This is a genomic window from Micromonospora sp. NPDC005161 (assembly GCF_053599855.1).
In genome coordinates, this window is record NZ_JBSFYQ010000012.1 from 57,384 (window position 1) to 82,307 (window position 24,924).

At 72.8% G+C, this 24,924-nt stretch carries 21 protein-coding genes, 1 pseudogene and 1 riboswitch; of the genes and pseudogenes, 15 read left to right on the forward strand and 7 right to left on the reverse strand.

The features are described 5' to 3' along the window. Complete coding sequence (locus ACWD5O_RS14220) at positions 1-888, forward strand: carbohydrate ABC transporter permease (protein ID WP_387325418.1); 888 nt, start codon at positions 1-3, stop codon at positions 886-888. A 45-nt stretch (positions 889-933) separates the two neighbouring features. Here ACWD5O_RS14220 and ACWD5O_RS14225 read toward each other — a convergent pair whose 3' ends face one another. The 3 genes from ACWD5O_RS14225 to ACWD5O_RS14235 all read right to left on the reverse strand — a co-directional run bounded on the left by ACWD5O_RS14225 (position 934) and on the right by ACWD5O_RS14235 (position 3,038). Beyond that, complete coding sequence (locus ACWD5O_RS14225) at positions 934-1,314, reverse strand: VOC family protein (RefSeq protein WP_354963224.1); 381 nt, start codon at positions 1,312-1,314, stop codon at positions 934-936. Between the two features lie 78 nt (positions 1,315-1,392). Next, positions 1,393-2,361, reverse strand: coding sequence for a sigma-70 family RNA polymerase sigma factor (locus ACWD5O_RS14230; protein WP_450085529.1), 969 nt, complete (start codon positions 2,359-2,361; stop codon positions 1,393-1,395). Between the two features lie 80 nt (positions 2,362-2,441). Then, positions 2,442-3,038: an N-acetyltransferase family protein gene (locus ACWD5O_RS14235; RefSeq protein ID WP_450085530.1), complete on the reverse strand. Its 597-nt coding sequence runs from the start codon at positions 3,036-3,038 to the stop codon at positions 2,442-2,444. 35 nt (positions 3,039-3,073) lie between these two features. On the opposite strand from ACWD5O_RS14235, the gene ACWD5O_RS14240 reads away from it, so the two are divergent. The 6 genes from ACWD5O_RS14240 to ACWD5O_RS14265 all read left to right on the forward strand — a co-directional run bounded on the left by ACWD5O_RS14240 (position 3,074) and on the right by ACWD5O_RS14265 (position 10,485). Next, positions 3,074-4,345 (forward strand): glycosyltransferase 87 family protein, encoded by a 1,272-nt coding sequence (locus ACWD5O_RS14240; RefSeq protein ID WP_450085531.1) that lies wholly within the window; start codon positions 3,074-3,076, stop codon positions 4,343-4,345. A 520-nt stretch (positions 4,346-4,865) separates the two neighbouring features. After that, positions 4,866-6,095 carry a winged helix-turn-helix domain-containing protein gene (locus tag ACWD5O_RS14245; RefSeq protein ID WP_450085532.1) on the forward strand — a complete coding sequence of 410 codons (1,230 nt, stop codon included), beginning with the start codon at positions 4,866-4,868 and terminating at the stop codon, positions 6,093-6,095. Positions 6,096-6,186: 91 nt separating this feature from the next. Continuing rightward, positions 6,187-6,729 (forward strand): DUF2752 domain-containing protein, encoded by a 543-nt coding sequence (locus tag ACWD5O_RS14250; protein ID WP_450085593.1) that lies wholly within the window; start codon positions 6,187-6,189, stop codon positions 6,727-6,729. Positions 6,730-7,029: 300 nt separating this feature from the next. Further along, positions 7,030-7,770, forward strand: a complete 741-nt coding sequence (gene thyX, locus ACWD5O_RS14255; protein ID WP_450085594.1) for an FAD-dependent thymidylate synthase — start codon at positions 7,030-7,032, stop codon at positions 7,768-7,770. A 47-nt stretch (positions 7,771-7,817) separates the two neighbouring features. Then, positions 7,818-8,744 carry a 4-hydroxy-tetrahydrodipicolinate synthase gene (gene dapA / locus ACWD5O_RS14260; protein WP_449939393.1) on the forward strand — a complete coding sequence of 309 codons (927 nt, stop codon included), beginning with the start codon at positions 7,818-7,820 and terminating at the stop codon, positions 8,742-8,744. Positions 8,745-8,796: 52 nt separating this feature from the next. Further along, complete coding sequence (locus ACWD5O_RS14265) at positions 8,797-10,485, forward strand: ribonuclease J (protein ID WP_450085533.1); 1,689 nt, start codon at positions 8,797-8,799, stop codon at positions 10,483-10,485. Between the two features lie 56 nt (positions 10,486-10,541). Here ACWD5O_RS14265 and ACWD5O_RS14270 read toward each other — a convergent pair whose 3' ends face one another. Then, positions 10,542-12,182, reverse strand: coding sequence for a YbjN domain-containing protein (locus ACWD5O_RS14270; RefSeq protein WP_450085534.1), 1,641 nt, complete (start codon positions 12,180-12,182; stop codon positions 10,542-10,544). Further along, on the reverse strand, positions 12,179-12,649 hold the full coding sequence (locus ACWD5O_RS14275; protein ID WP_354963214.1) for a type III secretion system chaperone family protein: 471 nt from the start codon (positions 12,647-12,649) through the stop codon (positions 12,179-12,181). Before ACWD5O_RS14275 ends, ACWD5O_RS14270 begins: the two co-directional genes overlap by 4 nt. A 113-nt stretch (positions 12,650-12,762) precedes the next feature. Here ACWD5O_RS14275 and ACWD5O_RS14280 point away from each other — a divergent pair. Further along, positions 12,763-16,689: pseudogene (locus ACWD5O_RS14280) on the forward strand (DNA translocase FtsK 4TM domain-containing protein); the annotation flags it as partial. A 73-nt stretch (positions 16,690-16,762) separates the two neighbouring features. On the opposite strand, the gene ACWD5O_RS14285 reads toward ACWD5O_RS14280, so the two are convergent. Together ACWD5O_RS14285 and sugE are read right to left on the reverse strand one after the other, a co-directional pair. Continuing rightward, on the reverse strand, positions 16,763-17,008 hold the full coding sequence (locus tag ACWD5O_RS14285; RefSeq protein ID WP_328424690.1) for a hypothetical protein: 246 nt from the start codon (positions 17,006-17,008) through the stop codon (positions 16,763-16,765). A gap of 91 nt (positions 17,009-17,099) precedes the next feature. Continuing rightward, on the reverse strand, positions 17,100-17,414 hold the full coding sequence (gene sugE, locus ACWD5O_RS14290) for a quaternary ammonium compound efflux SMR transporter SugE (protein ID WP_354963213.1): 315 nt from the start codon (positions 17,412-17,414) through the stop codon (positions 17,100-17,102). 60 nt (positions 17,415-17,474) lie between these two features. Next, a riboswitch (guanidine-III (ykkC-III) riboswitch) is annotated at positions 17,475-17,542 on the reverse strand. Positions 17,543-17,643: 101 nt separating this feature from the next. Between sugE and ACWD5O_RS14295 the strand changes: the two genes are divergently transcribed. The 7 genes from ACWD5O_RS14295 to ACWD5O_RS14325 all read left to right on the forward strand — a co-directional run bounded on the left by ACWD5O_RS14295 (position 17,644) and on the right by ACWD5O_RS14325 (position 24,842). Then, positions 17,644-18,567, forward strand: coding sequence for an ornithine cyclodeaminase family protein (locus ACWD5O_RS14295; protein WP_450085535.1), 924 nt, complete (start codon positions 17,644-17,646; stop codon positions 18,565-18,567). A 146-nt stretch (positions 18,568-18,713) separates the two neighbouring features. Next, positions 18,714-19,280, forward strand: a complete 567-nt coding sequence (locus ACWD5O_RS14300; RefSeq protein ID WP_450085536.1) for a LemA family protein — start codon at positions 18,714-18,716, stop codon at positions 19,278-19,280. Positions 19,281-19,282: 2 nt separating this feature from the next. Beyond that, entirely contained in the window at positions 19,283-21,172 is a 1,890-nt protein-coding gene (locus ACWD5O_RS14305) for a DUF2207 family protein (RefSeq protein WP_450085537.1), read from the forward strand. A 108-nt stretch (positions 21,173-21,280) separates the two neighbouring features. Next, positions 21,281-22,816 carry a 30S ribosomal protein S12 methylthiotransferase RimO gene (gene rimO, locus ACWD5O_RS14310; RefSeq protein ID WP_450085538.1) on the forward strand — a complete coding sequence of 512 codons (1,536 nt, stop codon included), beginning with the start codon at positions 21,281-21,283 and terminating at the stop codon, positions 22,814-22,816. A 77-nt stretch (positions 22,817-22,893) separates the two neighbouring features. Next, positions 22,894-23,484, forward strand: coding sequence for a CDP-diacylglycerol--glycerol-3-phosphate 3-phosphatidyltransferase (gene pgsA / locus ACWD5O_RS14315; RefSeq protein WP_450085595.1), 591 nt, complete (start codon positions 22,894-22,896; stop codon positions 23,482-23,484). A 153-nt stretch (positions 23,485-23,637) separates the two neighbouring features. Beyond that, a complete protein-coding gene (locus tag ACWD5O_RS14320) occupies positions 23,638-24,231 on the forward strand; it encodes a CinA family protein (protein WP_450085539.1) in 594 nt (197 codons plus the stop codon). Positions 24,232-24,383: 152 nt separating this feature from the next. Then, positions 24,384-24,842 (forward strand): helix-turn-helix domain-containing protein, encoded by a 459-nt coding sequence (locus ACWD5O_RS14325; protein ID WP_089017185.1) that lies wholly within the window; start codon positions 24,384-24,386, stop codon positions 24,840-24,842. The last annotated feature ends 82 nt before the right edge of the window (positions 24,843-24,924 follow it).

Genomic DNA, 24,924 nt, shown 5'->3' on the forward strand with positions numbered 1-24,924 from the left:
ATGGCCGTGCTCACCGACCGCCCGCCGGTGGCGCCCGCGCGGCGCGACCAGCGCGCGGCCCGCACCCTGGCCACCCGCTTCCTGGGGTACGCGACGCTGATCTTCTTCGGGCTGGTGTTCCTCTACCCGTTCGTCATCCAGATCAGCAGTTCACTCAAGACCGAGCCCGACGCGGCGGCCAACCCGCTCTCCCCGTTCCCGGACCCGCTCACGCTGGCCGGCTTCGAGCGGATCTTCGGCGGCACCAACTTCCCGCTCTGGCTGGGCAACTCACTGCTGGTGACGGTGCTCGTCACCCTCGGTCGGGTGTTCTTCGACTCGCTCGCGGGGTACGCGCTGGCCCGGCTGCGGTTCCGGGGACGCGGCGGGCTGTTCGCCGCCGTCATCGCGGTGATGGCGGTGCCCGGAGTGGTGCTGCTGATCCCGAAGTTCCTGGTGCTCAACCAGCTCGGCATCTACAACAGCTACGCGGGTCTGGTGGTGCCGCTGCTGGCCGACGCGGCGGGCGTGTTCATCATGAAGCAGTTCTTCGAGTCGATCCCGTTGAGCGTGGAGGAGGCCGCCCGGATCGACGGGGCGAGCATCTTCCGCACCTTCTGGTCGGTGGTGCTGCCGATGGCGAAACCGGCGCTGATCACCCTGACCATTTTGTCGTTCCAGGGCTCCTGGAACGAGTTCCCGCACAGCCTCGTGTCGGTGCAGGACCCGGACCTGTTCACCCTGCCGCGTGGGCTGGCCGACCTGGTCAGCGGCTCACTCGGCAGCGGCACCCAGTATCCGCTCAAGCTGGGCGCGGCGCTGCTGGCCACCATCCCCGTCGCGATCATCTTCGTGGTGTTCCAGCGGTACTTCGTCCGGGATGCCAACGACGGCTCGGACAAGGGCTGACCTGCCCCCGTGGGGCGGCCCCGACGTGCGGAGCCGCCCCACCGGTCAGCTCTGCTGGAGGACGGACAGGATGTTGCCGGCCGGATCGGTGAACCAGGCGATGGCCGGCCCCTGCCCGCGCATGACCCCCTTCTCGTCCTGCGGCATCCCGTCGTAGCGGGCGAAGTGGACCCCCCGCGCGATCAGCCCGTCGACCGCACGGTCGATGTCGTCGACCGGGAAGTTGAGCACCGTGTAGGTCGCCGGGGTGTGGTCGTTCTTCGGATAGACCAGGACGGGCCGGTCCCCGGCGATGTGCAGGGTCAGCAACCCGCCCATCGCGTCGTCCCGGGTGACCCGCAGGCCGAGCGTCTCGCCGTAGAACCGTTCGGCGCGCCCGGTGTCGTCCACCGAGAACCCGCTGAACGCCTTGGTGTCTGTGAACACGGTGGTCTCCTCATTGTCGGCGTACGAGGGGTGGACGATGTCGCCGGCCGGAACTCATCGCCCGGCCGGCCCGGACGGTCAGGGGTCGAGACGGGCGGGCAGGCCGAAGCGCGGAAAGAGCCCCGGATCGAGGTAGTGGGTGAGGCGGGTGATCCGGCCACCGGCGACCTCCAGCAGCTGGATCGAGAACGGTCGGTGCCCACCCGCCGGGTCGGGCCGGTACTGGGCCAGGGCGGGGCCGCCGTTGGCCGTCACCCGGATGAGCCGGGAGCCCCGGCAGCCCGCCCCCGGCCCGACCAGCCAACGACCGATGTCGCCCGCGCCGCGCAGCCACATCCGGTACGGCGGCATGCTCTGGACGGCGTCGGCGCGTAGCAAGCCCACCAGGGCGTCGACGTCGTAGCGCTCGAAGACCTGCACGTAGCGGTCGAGCAGGTCGCGGTGCTCCCGATCCAGCGGCCGGCCCGGAGCGTCACCGACCCGGTCGGCCAGCGTGGCCCGGGCTCGTTGCAGCGCGCTGTTGACCGCGGGCACGGTGGTGTCGAGCAGACCGGCGACCTCCTCGGCCCGCCAACGCAGCACGTCCCGCAGGATCAGCACCGCGCGCTGCCGGGCCGGCAGGTGCTGGAGCGCGGCCACGAACGCCAACCGGACCGACTCCCGAACCACCGTCAGCTCGGCCGGATCGGCCGCCGCCGGCAGCACCGCCGCGTCCGGGGCGGGCTCCACCCAGCCGGTCTCGGGACCGCCCAGCGCCGTCGCCACCGGCGACGACGGATCGCCGAGGTCCATCGGCAGGGCCCGGCGCCGGCGACCGCGCAGCAGGTCCAGGCAGACGTTGGTGGCGATCCGGTAGAGCCAGGTGCGCGGGCTGGACCGGCCGTCGAAGCCGTCCCACCCGCGCCAGGCCCGCAGCAGCGTCTCCTGCACCGCGTCCTCGGCGTCGTACAGCGAGCCGAGCATCCGGTAGCAGTAGCCGGTCAGCTCGACCCGGAACTCCTCAAGCCGGCCGTCCGCGGTCGGCGCCGGCACGGTCGCTGCGCTCATGGGGCCGACGTTAGGCGACCCGTGTGACATCGGCCGCCGTAACGGCCCGGACGCGCCGCGCGAGCCGGCTGGATCGCGTGTCAGGCGCCGGGCTGCTCGTCGGCTGGAACCTTCTCGGCCGGGACGGCCACGTGCAGGCGCACCTGGGGCACCAGCATGTCGTCGACGTCCAGCGCGCGGGCCGCGCCGTCGGGCTCCCAGCCGGTGCTGGTGAGGAACTTGCGGGTCGCCTCGTCACCCTCGAACGCCCAGGCCACCGCCCGGCTCAGCCCGTCCTCCCGCCACAGGTCGACCGCGGCGGCGAGCAGCCGGCTGCCGTGCCCACGCCGACCCCAGCGCGGTTCGACCAGCAGGTCGGTCACCGCGGCCACGTCCGGGCCGAGCGCCTCGGCCGGCTCGCCCGGGGCCAGCGCCTCGGCGTCGGCCGGGCCGGAAGCGGCGAACCCCACCAGATACGATTGCTCGGCCTGTTCGACGGCGACCAGCACCCGGTGCGCGCCCGAGGGCGGCTCCTGCACCGCGGCGCTCCACTGCCGGGCGAGGAACGCTTCGTCCAGGTTGTCGAGCACGTGCCGAGGCAGGATCCGGCGGTATGCGACCCGCCAGGTTGCGAGCTGGATGCGTGCGATCTCGCCGGCGTCCTCGGGACGCGCCGGGCGGACGTACCCGAGAGCCATGGGACGGAAGCCTACGCAGGGCGAGGGAGGCGACGGTGGCGCAGGGTGCCAACAGGACGACCGCGCAGGTCGTCGGGGTGGTGGTGCTCGCCGCGGCGGTCACCGCGTTCCTCGCCGTCGCGGCCGTCCGACACGGTTTCTTCGACCTGAAGGTCTACTACGGCGCGTTGACGTGGTGGGTGCACGACGGCGGGGAGATCTACGACTACCTCAAGCCCGGCACCCAGTACGGCTTCACGTACCCGCCGTTCGCCGCGCTCGTCATGCTGCCGATGGCGTACCTGCCGTGGACGGCCGCGATCGTGGTGAGCGTGCTCGCCAGCGTGGTCACCACCACGGTGCTGATCTGGTGGCTGGTCGACCCGATCGCCCGCCGCGCCGGCTGGACCCGGTGGTTCGCGCTCGCCGTGGCGCTGTGCCTGGCCGCCGCGTTCGAGCCGATGCGGGAGACGGTCAACTTCGGCCAGGTCAACACCCTGCTGCTCTTCCTGGTGGCGGTGGACCTGCTGCGGCTGCTGCCCGCCGGCAACCGGTGGGCGGGGGTCGGCATCGGGTTGGCGACCGCGATCAAGCTGACCCCGGGCATCTTCATCGTCTACCTGCTGGTCACGGGGCGCTGGCGGGCGGCGCTGACCGCCAGCGGGACCGCCGCCGGGGTGTCGCTGCTGGCCGGTGCGCTCTTCCCGGACGCCTCCCGGGAGTTCTGGACCGAGGCGCTGTGGAACACCGGTCGGGTGGGCGAGTTGGCGTTCGTGTCCAACCAGTCGCTGCGCGGGGTGGTCGCCCGGCTCGACCCGGAGCACCCGAGCACCCTGCTCTGGCTGCTGGTGGTGCTCGGCACCCTGGCGCTGTGGGCGTGGCGGTCCCGGACGGCCGTCGCGACGGACGAGGCCACCGGTCTGGCGCTGACCGGCGCGGTGATGTGTCTGGTCAGCCCGGTCACCTGGGTGCATCACCTGGTCTGGTTGCTGCCCGCGCTGATCCTGCTGGTCGACAACGCGATGGCGGCGCCGGCCGGCCGCCGGCGGTGGGTCCTGCTGGTCGCCGCGACCATCGGGTACGCGTTGCTGATCAGCCGGACCGTCTGGTTCTGGGAGAAGGACTTCACGGGGGTCGACGGATTCCTGGGCAGCAACGCCTACGTCTGGATCAGCCTGGCGCTGCTGGCCTTCCTGCCGATCCGCCGGTGGCTGACCCCGGGCGGATCAGTCGTCGAGGCGGCCGGCGTACCGCAGCTCGACCAGCCCGACCGGCGGGCACCCACCGGCGAGGGGCACCTGGTAGGTCGACCGCTCACCGTCCGGTGACAACCCGGCCCGCTCGTAGAACCGGCGGGCCCGCCGGTTGTCCGCCAGCACCCACAGCCGGTAGCCGGTCCAGCCCCGCTCGACGAGCCCGGCCCGGGCAGCGGGGCGGCGGTGCCGTCGCCCCAGCATGCCGGCTCCACGTAGAGGGCCAGCACCTCCCCGACCGCCGGGTCCAGGTCGTCGCGGTCCTGGTTGCGGCGGTACGGCCCGAAGGTGGCGAAGCCGACGACCAGCCCGTCCACCTCACCGAGCAGGGTGGTGAACGGATGCTCGGGGTCGGCCGTGCCGATGTCGCGGCGGCGCTGCGCCCAGGCCACCACGTTGAGCCGTCCGAGCACCTCGTCCGGCATGAAGCCGGCGTAGCCCGCCTGCCAGCCGTGCACGTGCACCCGGGCGACCGCTTCGGCGTCGTCCGGCTCCTCCCGGCGGATGGTCAGCATTGCACCGTTCTATGCCCCGGTGACGGTCGGAGTCCAGCTTCCCGCACCGGCGTCGTACCGATGATTTAAGGTCGCCGACGATGGCCGCACCGGAATCACTCTCGCTCGCCCAGGCCCGGCGGGTGGCGCTCGCCGCCCAGGGCTTCGCCGACCCGGCGCCGACCGGGGTGCCCGCCCGTCGGCATCTGCGCCGGGTGCTCGACCGGGTCGGGCTGATCCAGATGGATTCGGTCAACGTGCTGCAACGCGCGCACTACCTGCCGCTCTACAGCCGCCTCGGGCCCTATCCGACCACGCTGCTCGACCAGGCCGCCTACCGCCGCCCACGGGAGCTGTTCGAATACTGGGGCCACGAGGCGTCGCTGGTCCCGGTCGGGCTGCACCCGATGCTGCGCTGGCGGATGGCCCGGGCACACAGCGAGTCCTGGGGTGGCATGCGGCGGATCGCCCAGGAGCAGCCGGAGCTGGTCGCCTGGGTGCGCGACGAGGTGGCCGCCCGTGGTCCGCTGACCGCCGCCGAGATCGAGCACGACGCGCCCCGCGAGACCGGCAACTGGGGGTGGAACTGGTCGGCGGTGAAGCGCGCCCTGGAATATCTGTTCTGGGCCGGCGAGGTGGCCGCCGCGGAGCGCAGCACCTCCTTCGCCCGCCGCTACGACCTGCCCGAGCGGGTGCTGCCGGCCGCAGTGCTGGCCGCGCCGACCCCGACCGACGCCGAGGCGTACCGCACCCTGGTGGCCCTCGCCGCCCAGTCGCTCGGGGTGGCCGCCGAGCCGGAGCTGCGCGACTACTTCCGGCTGCCGCTGGCCGGTGCCCGCCAGGCCGTCGCGGAGCTGGCCGAGGCGGGTGAGCTGGTGCCGGTGACCGTGCCGGGCTGGCGGCAGCCGGCCTGGCTGCACGCGAGCGCCCGGCTGCCGCGCTGGGTTCGGGGCAACACGCTGGTCAGCCCGTTCGACCCGCTCGTCTGGGAGCGTGGCCGCACCGAGCGGCTCTTCGACTTCACCTACCGGATCGAGATCTACGTCCCGGCGCCGCAGCGGGTGTACGGCTACTACGTGCTGCCCTTCCTCCAGGGCGACCGGTTCACCGCGCGGGTCGACCTGAAGGCCGACCGCAGGGCGGGGGTGCTGCTGGTGCCGGCGGCGTGGGTCGAGCCCGGCGCCGACCCGGGGGAGACCGCGGTGGCGCTCGCCGCCGAGCTGTACCGGCTCGCCGGCTGGCTCGGGTTGGACGCGGTGGCGCCGCCCGCGGCCGGCGACCTGGCCGGTCCGCTCACCGCCGCGTTGGCCGGCGTGTCCGGTGTACCGTGAGCGCGTGACGAGCGCTCCCGGACCGGCCGACCAGCCACAGCCCGCGCCCGGTGCGGTCGACCCGTGGCCGGACGCCCAGCCGTTCGCGTCGATCCCGACGGTCACCGCCGACCCGTCCGCCGGTGCCGCCGGCACCGGTCCGGCCGGCTGGCCGACGAGCCCGCCGGGTGGCTACCCGGTCCCCGAGCCGGACCGGCTCACCCGGTTCGTCCTGCGGCTCTACGAGCGCTCGCCGCGCTGGGCGGTGCCGCTGGCCGCGGTCGGCTGCGTCGCCGCCGGCATGGGCTACGCGCTGCTCAGCGACCCGACCCACGCCGCCCCGGACGCCGCGCCGACCTGCCTGCTCAAGCTGACCACGGGGCTCGACTGTCCGGGCTGCGGCGGCACCCGCGCGCTCTGGTACGTGCTGCACGGCGACCTGCCGGCCGCCGCCCGGCACCACTTCCTGTTCGTCTTCGCGCTGCCGTTCCTGGCGTACCTCTTCGTGGCCTGGGCGGGCAACCAGGCGTTCGGCTGGCGGCTGCCCGAGCTGCGGATCAGCTCCAAGGTCATCGGTGGCTTCCTGGCGGCGTGGCTCGCCTTCTCGGTGTTGCGCAACCTGCCCTGGGCGCCGTTCACCTCGCTCTACGTCTGACCCGTCCGCCAGGCTCCTGTCCGCCGGTAGCGCGGCTGAAAGCCCGTGCGGCTTCGCCAGGGCGAGGTAGGACCGTGTCGTGCCCCTGTAGAGCTGCCCCAGATCCGGGGCAGCTCTACAGGCAACCGGAGAGGTGCCCGGGACTGGCAGGCGTGAGCCAGCTTGTCGAGACGTTGGACACCCGTGCGGCCACGATGACCGCGAAGTGTCGGCGATTTGGCTGCCGCCAGGCGCATTCGCCACCGCGAGCCCGAGTTGGGTGAGCGGCCGGGGACCACTACAGTCCCAGGCATGCCGGAGATGGTGCAGCCCCAGGTCAAGTTGATCGCGTGGACCCAGTTCGCGGCCCCGGACGACGTGCCGTGGTCGACGGACGCGGAGGGTGGCCAGGCGCTCGCCGAGTTCGCCGGCCGGGCCTGCTACCAGTCGTGGAAGAAGCCGAACCCGGCGACCGCCACCAACGCCGGCTACCTCGCGCACATCCTGGAGGTCGGGCACCTCTCGGTGCTGGAGCACGGCTCGGTCACCTTCTACTTCACCGGCGTGTCCCGCTCCTTCACGCATGAGCTGATCCGGCACCGGCACTTCTCGTACTCGCAGCTCTCCCAGCGGTACGTCCCGGAGCGGGACGCGGCCATGGTCGAGCCGACGGTGATCGCCGACGACCCGGAGCTGCACAAGCGCTTCGTGGAGGCCGCCGAAGCGAGCGTGCGGGCGTACAACGAGCTGCTGGAGGGGCTGGAGCAGCGGTTCTCCGACGAGCCGAACCCGACGCTGCGCCGCAAGCAGGCCCGGCAGGCGGCCCGCGCGGTGCTGCCCAACGCCACCGAAACCCGGATCGTGGTCACCGGCAACTACCGGGCGTGGCGGCACTTCATCGCGATGCGGGCCACCGAGCAGGCTGACGTCGAGATCCGTGAGCTGGCCGTGGAGTGCCTGCGCCAGCTGCAGGGGGTCGCGCCGAACGTGTTCGCCGACTTCGAGATCTCCACCCTGCCGGACGGCACCGAGGTGGCGGCCAGCCCGCACGAGGCGTCCTGAGGCCTTCCCCGGCAGGCCCCGGCTGGTCGTCCGCTAGGTTGGAGGGTATGACGCACGACCGCCCTGCCGCCGCTGCCCGACCGGTGTCCCGCCCCTTCGGGCGGCTGCTCACGGCCATGGTGAGCCCGTTCACCCCCGACGGTTCGCTCGACCTCGACGGCGCCGCCCGGCTGGCGAGCCACCTGGTCGACGAGCAGGGCAACGACGCGCTGGTGGTCAACGGCACCACCGGTGAGTCGCCCACCACCACCGACGCGGAGAAGGAGCGCCTGATCCGGGCCGTGGCGGAGGCCGTCGGTGACCGGGCCAAGGTGGTCGCCGGCGTCGGCACCAACGACACCCGGCACACCATCGAGCTGGCCGCCGCCGCCGAGAAGGCGGGTGCGCACGGCCTGCTGGTGGTCACCCCGTACTACAACAAGCCGCCGCAGAGCGGGCTGCTGCGGCACTTCACGGCGGTGGCCGACGCGACCGGCCTGCCCGTGATGCTGTACGACATCCCGCACCGCGCCGGCGTGCCCATCGAGACCGAGACGCTCGTCCGGCTCGCCGAGCACGGCCGGATCGTCGCGGTGAAGGACGCCAAGGGTGACCTGACCGCCACCAGCTGGGTGACCAGCCGCACGGCCCTCGCCTTCTACAGCGGCGAGGACGCGCTCACCCTGCCGGCGCTGGCCGTCGGCAGCGTTGGTGTGGTCGGCACTTCCACGCACTTCACCGGGGCGCTGACCGCACAGATGATCGAGGCGTACGACGCGGGGGACATGCCGACCGCGCTGACCCTGCACCGACGGCTGCTGCCGCTGTTCACGGGCATCTTCCGCACCCAGGGGACCATCCTGGTCAAGGCGGGCCTGGCGTCGCTGGGCCTGCCCGCCGGCCCGGTGCGACCCCCGCTGGTGGACGCCACCGACGACGAGATCGCCCAGCTGCGCGCGGACTTCGCGGCAGCGGGCCTGGAGCTACCCGAATGATCGAACGACACGATGGGCGCCGAGTGACGGCGTCGCAGAATGAGGTGAACGCGTGACCGAGGCGCACATCGAGGCGGAACTGCCCCCGCCGCTGCCGGAAGGTGGCCTGCGGATCATCCCGCTCGGCGGGCTCGGTGCCATCGGTCGGAACATGACCGTCTTCGAATACAACGGCAAGTTGCTGATCGTCGACTGCGGGGTGCTCTTCCCCGACGTCGAGCAGCCGGGTGTGGACCTGATCCTGCCCGACTTCGGCCCGATCCTGGACCGGCTGGCCGACGTCCAGGCGATCGTGCTGACCCACGGCCACGAGGACCACATCGGCGCGGTGCCCTACCTGCTCGCCCACAAGCCGGACATTCCGCTGGTCGGCTCACAGTTCACCCTCGCCCTGGTCGAGGCGAAGCTGGCCGAGCGGCGGATCCAGCCGTACACGCTGACCGTGCGGGAGGGCGGCAAGGAACGGCTCGGCCCGTTCGAGTGCGAGTTCTTCGCGGTCAACCACTCGATCCCGGATGCCCTGGCCGTCGCCATCCGTACCCCGGCCGGCCTGGTGCTGCACACCGGCGACTTCAAGATGGACCAGCTCCCGCTGGACGGCCGGATCACCGACCTGGCTGGCTTCGCCCGGCTCGGCGCCGAGGGCGTCGACCTGCTGCTGTCCGACTCCACCAACGCGGAGATCCCCGGCTTCGTCACCCCGGAGCGGGAGATCGGGCCGGTGCTCGACTCGATCTTCGCGAAGGCGAAGGGCCGGATCATCGTGGCCTCGTTCGCCTCGCACGTGCACCGGGTGCAGCAGGTCTTCGACTCCGCCGCGGAGCACGGCCGCAAGGTGGCGCTGATCGGTCGGTCGATGGTCCGCAACATGGGCATCGCCCGGGACCTCGGCCTGCTCAACATCCCGGCCGGCCTGGTCATCGGGATCGAAGAGGCGACCACGCTGCCGCCCGAGCAGATCGTGCTGATGTCCACCGGGTCGCAGGGCGAGCCGATGAGCGCGCTGGGCCGGATGGCCAGCGGCGACCATCGGCACATCACCATCGCCCCCGGCGACACCGTCGTGCTGGCCTCCTCGCTGGTGCCGGGCAACGAGACCTCGGTCTACCGGGTGATCAACCGGCTGGCCCGGGCCGGCGCGGTGGTCGTGCACAAGGACGTGGCCAAGGTGCACGTCTCCGGGCACGCCCCGGCCGGTGAACTGCTCTACCTGCTCAACGTGGTCCGGCCCAGCAACCTGATGCCGGTGCACGGCGAGTGGCGCCACCTGCGTGCGCACGCCCGCCTCGGCGTCGAGTCCGGGGTGGCCGCCGACCGGGTGGTGCTCTGCGAGGACGGCGACGTGGTCGACCTGGTCGAGGGCCGGGCCAGCCTGGTCGGGCACGTGAAGAGCCGGTACGTCTACGTCGACGGCCTCGCGGTCGGCGACGTCAGCGAATCCCTGCTCACCGAGCGACGGATCCTCGGCGACGGCGGCTTCATCGCCACCACGGTGGTCGTCGACTCGGTCACCGGCAAGGTCGTCGCCGGCCCGACCCTGTCCGCGAAGGGCTTCTCCGAGGACCCGGAGGCGTTCAACCCGGTGATCCCGCTGGTCACCGAGGCCCTCAACCGGGCCGCGGCGGACGGCATCACCGACCCGCACCAGCTCCAGCAGATCGTCCGGCGGACCGTGGGACGGTGGGTCAACGACGCGTACCGTCGTCGGCCGATGATCGTGCCCACCGTCGTCGAGGTCTGACACCGCGCGTCGCGACGCCCGCCGGCACCTCGTGTGCCGGCGGGCGTCGCCCTTGGTCAGGGCAGCGCGGCGACCGCCTCGGCGTACGCGACGCCGGTGGCGATCGCGGCGTCCACCAGCACCAGCAGCTGCGCCGGCGTCACCCCGTGCGCCAGGTCGGTGGCCACGTCGCCGGCCAGCACCAGTTCCTCGCCGAGGTCGTGTGCGTACGCCTTGGGTAGCAGCCGGTCGTGGTTCCACGCGTTGCAGAAGGCGTACGCCTCGGCGCGCCGCGCCACCGGCAGTCGGCGGACGGCCATCGCCCGGGCGTGCAGCACCTCGCCCCTCTCGCCCGCCCGACGGAACTGGATCACCGCGGCACCCCACCGCCCGACCACCGTTGCGCCCTCGTCCACCAGGTACTGGTCGCCGCGCCGGTCCAGCGCCGCCGTGATCGTGTCGAGGGTCAGCGCCACCAGCTCCTGCTCGCCCGGCCCGTCACCGGGCCCCTCGGTGGGCTCGTCGTCGGCGGGCAGCGGGACCGGTTCGGCGAGTGGACGCTCGGCCAGCCAGGCAGCCATCCGCCCGGAGTGGTGGCCGGTGCCGTTGCGGGCGTCGAAGCTGCCGGCCAGCTCACTGGCGACCCCGAGCAGCAGCGAGCCGAGGGTCGCCACGTTCGGCTCGGTGGCCGGCCGCCTGTCGTACGCCGGGCGGTGCACCGTCCGCCCGCCCAGGCCGGCCTCCACGGCCAGCCCGCAGACCAGCGCCCCCGCGGCGGCGAACTCCATCGCGGCGAGGTCGTCGGTGGGCTCGTCCAACCGGGGCAGCTGCTCGGCCAGGACGTCCAGCCCGCGTTCCAGGTGCCCGCCCAACGCGCAGAACCGTAGGTGCGCGGCGAGGTGCGGGAACGCCGCGCGCTCGCGCCGGTGCCGCCGGTACGCCCGCACGTGTGCCGCCGCGGCCCGCTCCGGCTCACCGGCCCGCAGATCGGGCAGCAGCACCGCGACCAGCGCCCGCTCGGGCTGGTCGGTGCAGTCCTCCGGCTCGTCGGCGCACTCCCGCAGCTCGGCGAGCGCGGCTCGCCACTCGCCCCAGCCGGCGAGCAGCTCCGCGCGTCGGGCCGGGGCGCAGCCCGGGCAACCGCCGGTCGGCCCGGGACGCGTCCCCGCCCAGCGCTGGTACCAGTGGCGGGCGGTGGGTTCGTCACCGAGGTGGTCGGCGATCCGGCAGCGCAGCTCCGCGACGGTCGGCGCGTCGGGCCCGTCCGCGCCGACCCGGTGGGCCAGGTCGTCCAGGAGGGACCGGGTCTGGTCCAGCCCGACCCGGGGAGTGCCGAGCAGCGCCTCCACCGCGTACCGCTGGTAGCGCAGCAGCGGACCGGCTTCGGCGTCGGCGAGCAGCTCGGGTCGGTGATCGGCGGCGGCCCGGCAGCGCCGTACCGGCTCGACCAGACGCCACCGCTCTCCGTGCAGCAGGTACGCCTCGATCAGCGCGAAGCGGGCTTCCACCGCGGTCCGCGCGTCTCCGGCGGCGTCCGCCCGCTCGGCGAGCCGTTCCAGGGCCACCAGCCGCCCCGGCCCGTCGGGCAGGTCCCGGGCGTCGGCGAGCGCGGCCACCAGCGCCGGAACGCGACGGACGGCGACCCGCTCAGCGGGGCCGTTGCGCGCAGCGCCGGGATCATCCGTCCGGCTGCCCGTGGACTCCTCCCGGCCGGTCATGCCGGCACCGCGCCCGGCAACCGGCCGACCGCCACGGCGAGCTGGCAGCCGGCCGAGATGCCACAGTCGAGCAACTGGTCGAGCTGGTGCGGGGTCACTCCGCGTTCCAGATCGGTGATCACCTCACCACAGACCCGAGCACGGCCGTCGTCGTCGACGTGCACGAACGCCTTCGGCCAGAGCCGGTCGTGGTTCCAGGAGTTGCAGAAGGCGTACAGCGCGGGCACCTGCTCGATGGAGAAGGTCGGCGCGACCAGGGTGCGGACCTGGAGCAGCTCGCCGTCCCCGCCGAGGCGCAGGAACCAGATCAGGTTGTCGTCGAAGCGGCCCACCAGGTCGCCGTTGACGGCTCGACCGACCGGCCGGCCGCGCGCGGCGAGCACCGCCGCGACCAGTTCGCCGGTCAACGGACGCAACGCGTCAGGGTGCCCGGCCAGCGGATCGTCCTCGAATCCCGGCGACGCCATCGGGCATCCCTCCTGAGGCGGATATCACGGCCGGCGGCGCGGTCCGTGCTGCGACGCGCGGACACGACCCGGAAAAGCGGCGATCTGCCGGGTCCCGCCGTTACCGTGACTCTATGGCGGGCCGTACCTCTCAGGCGAGCCGGCGACGCGGCGCGTCGCCGCGCGGTGGCACCAACAGCCGTGCCCGTCAACCGGCGAAGAAGACCCGGGCACCGGTTCGGCGCCGCACCGCGGCCTCCCGGCCCGGACCGGCCGTCTACGTGGGCCGCGCTATCGGTGCACTGTGGATGGGGCTGGCGCACGGAATGGGGTGGGCGGTGCGGGCCGCCGGCCGGCAGGCCGCCTCCGCCCGTGACCTCGACCCTGAGCACCGCCGCGACGGCGGGGGTCTGCTGCTGTTCGGCCTCGCCCTGCTCAGCGCCGTCGCGCTCTGGTTCTCCGGGGCGGGCCCGGTCGGCACGCGGCTGGCCGACACCGTGCGACTGTTCCTGGGCGCGATCTCCGTGGTCTTGCCGGTGCTGCTGATGATCGGGGCCTGGCGTCTGATGCGCCAACCGGCCGATCCGGCACACCGGGGCCGGGGGCTGATCGGCTGGGGCTCACTGCTCGTGTCGACCGCCGCGCTGCTCCAGATCGGCCAGGACCCGGTCGACACGGTGCAGCGTGACTTCGCCGGTGGCCTGCTCGGCGCCGGCGTCGGCGGCCTGCTGGAGCGCGCGGTCACCGCGTGGGTCGCGGTGCCGCTGCTGATCCTGCTCCTGCTCTTCGGCCTGCTCGTGGTCACCGCCACGCCGATCAACAAGATTCCCGAGCGGTTGGGCCTGCTCGCCGGTGGGCTGGTCGCCTCGCCGGACGCCACCGAGGAGGAGGCGGACGGGACGGCCGTCCGGCCGGCGCGCAAGCGACCCGCGAAGCGGATGCCGCCGCCGGTGGACCCGGACGACTTCGACGACCTGGACGGCGCCGACCTCCAGGAGACGATGGTGCTGCCGCGCAAGGCGCCGGCGAAGGTGCCGGCCAGCCGCAAGCCGGCCGAGCCGCCGGAGCACTCGCCCGCGCCGACCCGCGCCGAGCAGCTCGCGTTGACCGGCCTGGCCGGCGACTACACCCTGCCGCCGGCCAACATGCTCAGCGCCGGCGCCGCCGCGAAGACCCGCAGCAAGGCCAACGACGAGGTGATCGCCGCGCTGACCGGGGTGTTCGACCAGTTCGACGTGGACGCCGCGGTCACCGGCTTCACCCGGGGGCCGACGGTCACCCGGTACGAGGTGGAGCTGGGGCACGGCGTCAAGGTCGAACGGATCACCCAGCTGTCCCGCAACATCGCGTACGCGGTCAAGTCGCCGGACGTACGCATCCTGAGCCCGATCCCGGGCAAGAGCGCGGTCGGTGTGGAGATCCCCAACACCGACCCGGAGAACGTCGCGCTCGGCGACGTGTTGCGCTCGCGGGCGGCGACCAGCGACCACCACCCGATGGTCGTGGCGCTCGGCAAGGACATCGAGGGCGGCTACGTGGTGGCCAACCTCGCCAAGATGCCGCACATTCTCATTGCGGGAGCCACGGGCGCTGGGAAGGCACTGGCCCTCGATACACCGATCCCTACGCCTGACGGATGGTCCACCATGGGTGCCCTCCGGGTAGGTGGGAAGGTGTTCGACGAGCAGGGCCGGCCGTGCACCATCGTCGCCGCCACTGCGGTCATGTATGACCGCCCCTGTTACGAGGTGGAGTTTTCCGACGGCACGGTCATCGTCGCCGACGCCCAGCACCAGTGGCAGACGACGACGAGGGCTGGCCGGACCCAGCGAACCCACCGTTGGAAGGATGGTTCCTACTGGTCCGTCAATGATGTGCAGCGGGTGACTGCACGAGCCGACACGGTGCTGTCGGATCTCGATCGGCCGGTGTCGACTGACGAGGTCATCGCAGATGTCGGCCAGCAGTTCCGGAACGTGCTGTACCGGATCGTGCGTGGGTTGCCTAAGGAGCCAGGGAACGCCCTGACCAGCTACCTGCGGGGTGGTCGCGAGGTGACCCGGCGGGTCCCTACCTATTCCCGTCATCGGGTCTACCAGGCATTGCGCGAACTTGTCGCAGATCCGGGACGATCAGGTCGGAGGCTCAGCTTTGACGATCGACCAGTCACGACGGCAGAGATAGCAGCCTCGCTACGGGTGGTCGGGCGTAGCGGATCCTGGACCAATCACGCGGTGGCAGTGTGCGGAGCGCTCGACTATCCAGAGCAGGATCTACCGATCGCGCCGTACACCTTGGGCTGCTGGCTGGGTGATGGCACCACCGGGTCGGCGGGTTTTACGTGCGACGAAGAGGAGTTGCTGGACAACATTCGTCTGGACGGGTACGTCGTGACAAAGCATCCCGCCAGCCGGATGCAGTACACGATCTCGAACAGGCCGGAGCGGGACGGGCGAATCGCCGAGGCTGTGGAGCTATTCACCCGGGGCGTGAGCCTCGCTCGGGCGGCCAGGCAGGTCGGGGTCGGCCTTTCCGCGGTGTGTCTGGCGGCCCGCGGTCAGGAAAGGCTTCAGCCGCCGAGCCACATCGAGCCGGGAGCTCCTTCCCGTGACCGATACCGGACGCTGCGGCAGTTGTTCCGCGAGCTCGGTACGAAACACATCCCTGCCAGCTATCTGCGATCTTCTGAGCAGCAGCGGCGAGCCCTGCTGGCAGGTCTGCTGGACACCGATGGCACGGTTTCCGCGCAAGGCGGAGTCGAGCTCGCACTCACCAATGAGCGTCTGGCGCAGGATGCTCTCGAGTTGATCATCGGGCTCGGTTACCAGGCCACAATGACGACCAAGCGGGTAAAAGGTCGGAGTGAGTTGACCTCCACCTGCTATCGGATTCACTTCACCCCGGCTGACAAGGTCTTCCGGCTGACGCGCAAAGCAAGCCGCCAGGTGATCAGTACGCGCGCGACGACCTCGCGGCGTTACATCGTGGACGTGCGGCCGATCCCCTCGGTACCCGTCCGATGCATCGAGGTCGACAGCCCGAGCCACCTGTACCTGGCCAGTCGTGCGTGCATCCCCACGCACAACTCCAGTTGCCTGAACACACTGCTGGTGTCCGTCCTCACCCGGGCCACCCCGGACGAGGTGCGGCTGCTGCTGATCGACCCGAAGCGGGTTGAGATGACCGGCTACGAGGGCATCCCGCACCTGGTCACGCCCATCGTGACCAACGCCAAGAAGGCGGCCGACTCGCTGGACTGGGTCGTCCGCGAGATGGACATGCGCTACGACGACCTCGCCGCCAACGGGGTCCGGCACATTGACGACTTCAACCGCAAGGTACGCAACGGCGAGATCAAGGCCCCGCCGGGCAGTGAACGGGAGATGCGTCCGTACCCGTATCTGCTGGTGATCGTGGACGAGCTGGCCGATTTGATGATGGTCGCGCCGCGCGACGTGGAGGACTCGGTCGTCCGGATCACCCAGCTGGCCCGGGCGGCGGGCATCCACCTGGTGCTGGCCACCCAGCGCCCCTCGGTCGACGTGGTGACCGGCCTGATCAAGGCGAACGTGCCGTCCCGGCTGGCGTTCGCCACCTCCTCGCTGGCCGACTCGCGGGTCATCCTCGACCAGCCGGGCGCGGAGAAGCTGCTCGGCCGCGGTGACGGGCTGTTCCTGCCGATGGGCGCCTCCAAGCCGGTGCGGATCCAGGGCGCCTGGGTCACCGAGCGCGAGATCGCCGATGTGGTGAAGTTTTGCAAGGGCCAGCGCGAGCCGGAGTTCCGCAAGGACGTGCTGGCCCCCGCACAGGACACCAAGAAGAAGATCGACGAGGACATCGGCGACGACCTCGACCTGTTGACGCAGGCGGTCGAGCTGGTGGTCACCTCGCAGTTCGGCTCCACCTCGATGCTCCAGCGCAAGTTGCGGGTCGGCTTCGCCAAGGCGGGCCGGCTGATGGACCTGATGGAGACCCGTGGCGTGGTCGGGCCGTCGGAGGGGTCGAAGGCGCGCGACGTGCTGGTCAAGCCGGACGAGCTGGAGGAGGTCCTGGTCGGCCTGCGCGGCGGCGGAGACTGACCGGGCAACGCGGCGGGCCCGCCGGTGTCCGGCGGGCCCGTGGCGGAAGAAGTGGTCAGTTGTTGATCAGCGCGGAGATGATCACCAGGCTGATCACCGCGGCGACGACGCTGGCCGCAGCGGCGTACCAGCCCAACGGCTTGTCGCCGAGCACCGCGCCGACGATGCCGGCGATCACGCCGAGCACGCCGAAAATGATCGGGTTGAGCAGCAGGGCGAGCACTGCGAAGACGAAGCCCACGATGGTGAGGATCCGGGCGGCGTTGCTGCGCGGGCGGGCGGTGCTGGGCATGTCGGCCATGTCTGCCTCCGGGTGAGAGCCTGTCGTGACGGATCGATCTCTACCCACTGTGGGCGCTGCTCACGCGTACCGGCGCCGCGCCGCGCGGTACTCAGTGGAAGATCTTCAAACCGACGACGCCGGCCACCACCAGCAGCAGGCACAGGATCCGGGGCAGGCTCGCCGACTCGCCGAGCGCCAGCATCCCGACCAGGGCGGTGCCGACCGCGCCGATGCCGACCCAGACCGCGTACCCGGTGCCGATCGGGATCTCCCGCAGCGCGTACGCCAGCCCGCCCATGCTCAGCGCCAGGGTCACCGCGAACACCAGCGACGGGATCAGCCGGCTGAAGCCGGCGCTGCGTTCCAGGGCGATCGCCCAGGCCGTCTCCAGCAGTCCCGAGATCACCAATACCAGCCAGGCCATCGTTCACCTCACGGGGAGCGCCCGGGCTGTCGCGCCGGGACGAGTGGAGTCTGCACGTCACGCGGGGCGTCTTGGCCTGACCGGGTACGCCCACCACTCGTCCGGGGCGGCCACGGACGACCGGGCCACCGGCACCGACGCTAGCACCGGCCCCGGTCCGCCGACGGCTCGGTGACCCCCGCCACCTCGCGTTGACCTGCACCTCACTTCAACTTGCAGTATGGCGGTCATGACCCTGCTCTACGCCGACCCCGAGGTCGCCGCCGTGCTGGACGCCGCCACCACGGTCGACGCCATGCGCGCCGCCCTGCTGGCCGCGTACGACGGGCGGCTGGTCGCCCCGCCCCGGGCCACCGCCTCGCTCAGCGGTGGGCGGATGGTGCTCACCGCCGGGCACCTGGTCGACGAGTGGTACGGCTTCCGTTCGTACGACACCTTCGGCCACCCGCAGGGCGAGCAGTTGGTGGTGCTGCACGACGCCCGCACCGGCGCGATCCGGGCCGTCGCGATCGGCGAGGAGTTGGGCTCCCGGCGTACCGGAGGGCTGGGTGGCGTGGCGGTCGACGCGCTGGCCCGACCGGACGCGGCCACCCTCGGTGTGATCGGCTCCGGTCGGCAGGCGTGGACCCAGGTCTGGGCCGCCGCGGCGGTCCGCCCACTGCGCGAGGTGGTGGTGCACAGCCGCTCCGCCGCCCGGCGGGACGCCTTCGCCGCCCGGGTCCGCGCCGAGTTGGACGTGCCGGCCCGCGCGGTGGCCGACCCCGGCTCGGCGGTGGCCGGGCGGGACATGGTGGTGCTCGCCACCACCAGCCCGACCCCGGTGCTCTGCGCCGCCGACCTGAGCCCCGGCACGCACGTCAACGCGGTCGGCTTCAAGCAGCGCGATCGCAGCGAGTTCGGTGCCGACCTGCTCGACGCCGCCGACCTGCTGGTCACCGACTCGCCGGCCCAGGCGAAGGACTACCGGCCGCCGATGCTCGCCGCCACGCCCCCGTACGCCGGGCGGCTGCTTGACCTGGGCGGCATCCTGGCCGGCGCGGTCCCCGGCCGAACCACCGCGGACCAGGTCTCCGTCTTCTGCTCCACCGGTCTGGCCGGGACCGAGGTCTTCCTGCTCGACCGGCTGACCCGGGTGGGAGCCGCGGCGCGCTGACCGGTTCGCGAGCCGGCGCGATCGGGACTGACCGAACAGTGGACGGTCGCATAGGCGACCGGGCGGAGTTGCCGGCCCCGGGAACCGATCATCATGGAGGCGACCGCCGCGACGGGGCCGGCGGAGCAACCCGAACGTGAGGTGTCATGAACCTCGGGCTGGTGCTGGTAGCTGTCGTGGTGGTGCTCGTCGTCGTGCTGCTGGTCGTCACGGTCGGCGGCTACAACCGGCTCGTGCGGTTGCGGGCCCAGGTGCAGGCGTCCTGGGCGCAGGTGGACGTCCAGCTCAAACGGCGACATTCGCTGATCCCCAACCTGGTGTCGACGGTGCAGGGCTACGCCGGGCACGAGCGGGCGACGCTGGAAGCGGTGACCGCCGCACGGGTCACGGCCACGACGGTGGCGGGTGGTGGGCCGGCGCGGGTCGACGCCGAGGGTGCGTTGACCGAGGCGCTCGGCCGGCTGTTCGCCGTCGCCGAGGCGTACCCGCAGCTGCGGGCGAGTGAGAACTTCGCCGGGCTGCAGCGTGAGCTGGCCGCCACCGAGGACAAGATCGCCTACGCGCGGCAGTTCTACAACTCGGCCGTTCAATCGCTCAACACGGCCGTGCGGACCCTGCCCACCAACGTCATCGCCGGGCTGGGCGGCTTCCGTCCGGAGTCGTACTTCGAGGCGACCGGTCCGGAGCGCACCGACGTCTCCGTCCGGTTCTAGCCGTGCTGGAATTCTCCGACCCGGTCGTCGAGATCGGCCTGCCGGTCGCGGGCCTCGCCCTCTGGGCGCTGGTCTACGGGATCACCCGGTTGGCCAGCCGGCCCGCCGCCGTAGCCTTGGCGCCCGCTGCCATGGAGTTCCCCGGCCAGGAGCCGCCGGCCGTGGTCAGCCTGCTGGCCAACCGCTGGCAGTTCACCGTGGACGCAGCCGAGTCCACGTTGCTCGACCTCGCCGCGCGCCGTTACCTGGAGCTGCGCCAGGCCGGCCCCGATCCCCGGCACACCACGGTGCACCTGACCGGCCGCGCCCCCGACGACCTCAACCGGTACGAGCGGCAAGTCTTCGACCGGGTGGCGGCCCGCGCGGTCGACGGGATGGTGCCGCTGACCGCACTGGGATTCTCGGACGCCAACCGATCCGCCTCGTGGGCCAAACGGCTGCGCCGGTCGATCGTGGCCGACGCCCAGCGGCTCGGGCTCTCCCGTCGGCGGTTCTCTCGGGCACTGGTTGTCCTGCTCACCGTGCTCGGCGCTGTCGCCGCCGGCGGGGTCGCGGGCGGGGTCTGGCACTATGTGGCCCGCTCCGGCGAGGACCCGTTCGCTCCCGTCGCCGCCTTCCTCGTCACCATCGTCGCGCTCGCCGGCCTCGCCGGCCGGGACCTCGGAGAACGGGACACCCCCGCCGGCCGGGCCGCCGCCGCCCGCTGGCTGGGGTTGCGCGCCTGGCTCGCCGGGCACGAGAGCTTCGCCGACCTGCCGCCCGCCGCCGTCACGGTCTGGGACCGCTATCTGCCGTACGGGGCCGCACTCGGCGTCACCCGGGTGGCCTCGCAGGTGATCGATTTGGGCATGGCCGACCGGAAACGGCTCTGGTCGTCGTACGGGGGCGGGTGGCGTCGGGTCAGCGTCAGCTATCCGCGCGGGCTGCCCCGGTACGGCCAGCCGCTGGGCTGGGTCGTCTTCCGGGCGCTGATCGCCGGCCTGCTGGGCTGGACGTTCGCCCGGGTGGTCGGCGGGGTGTTCCTCGCCTCGACCGGGGACTCGTCGGCCGGCTCGACGGGGTTCACAGACCTCCGCCCGGTCACGCTCGGCTTCGTCCTGCTCGGGTTCGCGCTGCTCGGCCTCGCCGGGTATCTCCTCCTCCGGGCGCTGGTCGACCTGGTGGCCCCGGCCACGGTCACCGGCGAGGTGCTCTGGCACCAGGTGTGGCAGCGGCAGACGTCGGACGACGGGCCGGGACGGACGATCAACCATTACCTCGTCATCGACGACGGCCACGCCGAGCGGCTCCGTGCGTGGATCATCCCGGACCAGATCGCGGGGGAGTGCCGGCTCGGCGACGTGGTCACCGCACGGGTCCGGCCGTGGACCCGGCGGGTGCTCGGGGTGACCGTCCAGCGCGCGGCGCCCGAGCAGGCCGACCCGGACGCGTACGCCGAGGAGGAGCCGCCGGCCGGCAGCGTCCTGCCCGCCACGGCGACCCACGGCGCGGTCCAGCCGGAGCGCCTGCTCAGCGCGACGGAGGTGGGCGCCGCGACCGGCCGGCGGGTGTCGTTGGTCAGACCGGCCACGAGCACCGGTCAGGTGCGGGGCATGGCGTCGTTCGTCGACGGCAGCGGGGCGACCGTCCTCGCGCTCCAGGTCACCCGGGGAACGATGGCCCGGTTCAACCTGACTGTCGGGCGGAGCACGGGTGTCCCGCTGCCCGAGGTGGGTGACGAGGCGTACGCCGGGCCGGACCGGGTGGTCGGCCGCCGGGGGGACCTCGTGCTGCTGCTGGTCCGCGGGCCGGGCGCCGGCGAGATCGAGGCCGAACAGCTCGCCGGGCTGCTCTCCACCGCCCTGTCCCGGCTGCCGAGCGAGTCCGCGCCGCAGCACAGCGGGGCGGGCTGAGGAGCGGGCTGGGGCCCGAAGGAGGTGCCGAGGTACGGGCGCAGGAGTGCGCCCGATCTCCCGGCCGCCCGCGTGCACGGGCTTCCCCGGTCGGCCCGGTACCCTCGGATGGTGTCTGCCACCTCCCCTTCCAGCTCGGCGCGTCCGACGCCGCTGGAGCTGTCGTCCGCCGCCGAGGGCCGTCGCGTGGCCCTGCTCACCCTGGGCTGTGCCCGCAACGAGGTCGACTCGGAGGAGCTGGCCGCCCGGCTGCACGCCGACGGCTGGCAGGTGACCACGGACGGTGAGGGCGCCGACGTGGTGGTCGTGAACACCTGTGGCTTCGTGGAGAAGGCCAAGCAGGACTCCATCCAGACCCTGCTCGCCGCCGCCGAGACCGGCGCGAAGGTGGTCGCCGCCGGCTGCATGGCCGAGCGGTACGGCCGGGAGCTGGCCGACAGCCTGCCCGAGGCGCAGGCGGTGCTGAGCTTCGACGACTACCCGGACATCGCCGCCCGACTGAGCGCAGTCGTCGCCGGCGAGCAGGTCACCGCGCACACCCCGCGGGACCGGCGGGAGCTGTTGCCGCTCACCCCGGTTAAGCGGCGCGACGCCGCGGTGTCGCTGCCCGGGCACGGCAGCCCGGCCCGCACGGCCGTCGACACCGACGAGCACACCCCGGCGCACCTGCGTCAGGTGCTGCGCCGCCGGCTGGACACCGGCCCGGTCGCCTCGCTGAAGCTGGCCAGCGGCTGCGACCGCCGCTGCGCGTTCTGCGCCATCCCGGCCTTCCGTGGGGCGTTCGTCTCGCGTACCCCGGACGAGCTGCTCGCCGAGGCGGAGTGGCTGGCCAAGTCCGGCGTCCGGGAGCTGGTGCTGGTCAGCGAAAACTCCACCTCGTACGGCAAGGACCTGGGCGATCCCCGGGCGCTGGAGAAGCTGCTGCCGCAGCTCGCCGCGGTGTCCGGCATCGTCCGGGTCCGGGTGAGCTACCTCCAGCCGGCCGAGACCCGGCCCGGGTTGGTCGAGGCGATCGCCGGCACGCCGGGGGTGGCCCCGTACTTCGACCTGTCGTTCCAGCACTCGAGCGAGCCGGTGCTCCGCCGGATGCGCCGCTTCGGCTCCACCGACCGGTTCCTGGAGCTGCTGGCGAGCGCCCGGGCGCTGGCCCCGGAGGCGGGCGCCCGGAGCAACTTCATCGTCGGCTTCCCCGGCGAGACCCGCGGCGACGTCGACGAGCTGGTCCGCTTCCTGACCGAGGCCCGGCTCGACGCGATCGGCATGTTCGACTACAGCGACGAGGACGGCACCGAGGCCGCCGGGCTGCCCGGCAAGGTCTCCGCCGCGACGATCAAGCGGCGCTACGACCGGCTCAGCGCGCTCGCCGACGAGCTCTGCTCGCAGCGGGCGGAGGATCGGCTCGGCTCGACCGTCGAGGTGCTGGTCGACTCGATCGTCGATGGCGTGGTGGAGGGCCGGGCGGCGCACCAGGCGCCGGAGGTGGACGGCTCGACGACCCTGGTCGCCCCGGTCGAGGGCGGGGTCGACCTGGCCGCGCTGCGCCCGGGTGACCTCGTGCGGGCAAGGGTGACCGGCACCGAAGGGGTGGACCTGCTCGCCGTGCCGGATGAGATGATCTCGGCGGCGCCCGGCGCGGCACGGTGACGGCGGGCCCGAGCGGAGCGGGGGACCCAGGTGGTGCGGTGTCGGGAACGCCACGGCGGTCCGAGTGGGGCGAGGCGGTGACCGGGGCGACGGAGTCCACGCCGCCTCGGGTGGTTCCCGGGGTGCCGGTGCTCAACGCGGCCAACGCGCTGACCGCGTTACGGCTGGTGCTGGTGCCGGTCTTCGCCGCCTCGGTGATCATGGCCGGGATGACCCACGCCGGCTGGCGGATGGCGGCCTGCCTGATCTTCGCGGTCGCCTCCGCGACCGACCTGGTGGACGGCTGGATCGCCCGCCGGTTCGGGCTGGTCACCTCGGTCGGCAAGGTGGCCGACCCGATCGCGGACAAGGCGCTCACCGGCGCCGCCCTGGTGCTGCTCTCCTGGTACGACCGGCTGCCCTGGTGGGTGACCGCGCTGATCCTCGTCCGTGAGCTGGGGATCACCGGGCTGCGGTTCTGGGTGATTCGGCACGGCGTGATCGCGGCCAGCCGAGGCGGCAAGATCAAAACGGCGCTCCAGATCCTGGCCATCGCCTGGTACCTCTGGCCGATGCCGGCCGCCCTCGCCCCCGTGGGCCCCTGGATCATGGGCGCCGCCGTCCTGGTCACCGTCGCCACCGGCTTCGACTACATAGCCCAGGCCCTCCGCCTCCGCCACCCCCGCTGACCCCACCCCGACCCCACGGACCCCGCCCCCGCCGTCGCCCCGTCGATCATGAAGTTATCGCCGTCCGGCGCGGCGTGTCGGGGCAGTAACTTCATGATCGACGCCACCGGTCGGGGGAGGGTTGGGTGGGAATGGGTGGGGAAGGACGGGTGCATGGAGCGGGATGAGGGTCGGGAACGGCCGGTGGGCAGCCCAGAGGTCGGCAGTCCGGCCGCGGGCGTGGTGCACAGCCTGTCGCAGAGGCACGAGACGCTGGCCACGGCCGAGTCACTCACCGGTGGGCTGCTCGCCGCCTCGATCGTGGAGATCGCCGGGGTCAGCGACGTCTACCGGGGTGGGCTGGTGGTCTACGCCACCGAGTTGAAGTCCGAGCTGGCGGGCGTACCGGCCGAGCTGCTGGCCGAGCGGGGGCCCGTCGACCCGGACGTGGCGGCGGCGCTCGCCGAGGGTGGCCGGCAGCGCTGCGGCGCGGACTGGGGGCTCGCCACCACCGGGGTCGCCGGTCCCGAGCCGCAGGACGGCAAGCCGGTCGGCCTGGTCTACGTCGCGGTCGCCGGCCCGGACGGCGGTGAGGTGCGCCAGCTCGATCTGGACGGCGGCCGGGACCACGTCCGATCGGCGGCGGTGACCGAGGCGTTGCGGCTGCTCGGCGAGCGGATCCACGCCGCGGACGCCGCGGATGCCGCGGAGGCGGCGGGGACCGGCAGCGCCGCCGCGGCGGGAACGGCCGGGGCTGGGCGACGGTGAGCCGGCCCGGGCGAACCGACGGGCGGGGCGGGATGTCGCCCGGGCCCACACCGGGTACGGTTGCGGGAAGGCTTCGGCGCTCGGGGCCGGCGCGGTCCGCCGCGACCGGCTGCGGGACGCCGAGCGAGAGGTATCCCTCAGGGGGAGGTGCGATGGTCCTGCTACGCCGGGTGATCGGTGACGCACTGCGGGCGCGCCGGCAGGGGCAGCAGCGCACCCTGCGCGAGGTGTCCACCGCCGCCAACGTCAGCCTTGGTTACCTCTCCGAGATCGAGCGCGGGCACAAGGAGCCGTCCAGCGAGCTGCTCGCCGCGATCTGCGACGCGCTCGGCGCCCGCCTGTCCGAGCTGCTGCGCGAGGTCAGCGACACCGTCGCGCTGGCCGAGCAGATGCCCGGGGTGCTGGTCCCGATGCAGGACGAGTCGGCCGAGGCCGTGCCCGTCGGCGCCGCCCCCGCCGTTCGCAGGAACACCAACCGGGGCGTTCGCCAGGTCACCTCCGATGGCAAGGTCGCCGTCTCGGTCCGTCAGGAATCGCCGCTCAAGGCCACGCTGCGCAGTACCCGGGTCCGCCCCACCGAGCGCGACCGGGACGTGGTCTGCGCCGCCTGAGCCCGTCCTTCCGGTTGACCATGGGCGAGTTGGCCCCGGCCGCGTAGGGTGGCCCGCAGGAGCTGCCGGTGCCGTCGACCGC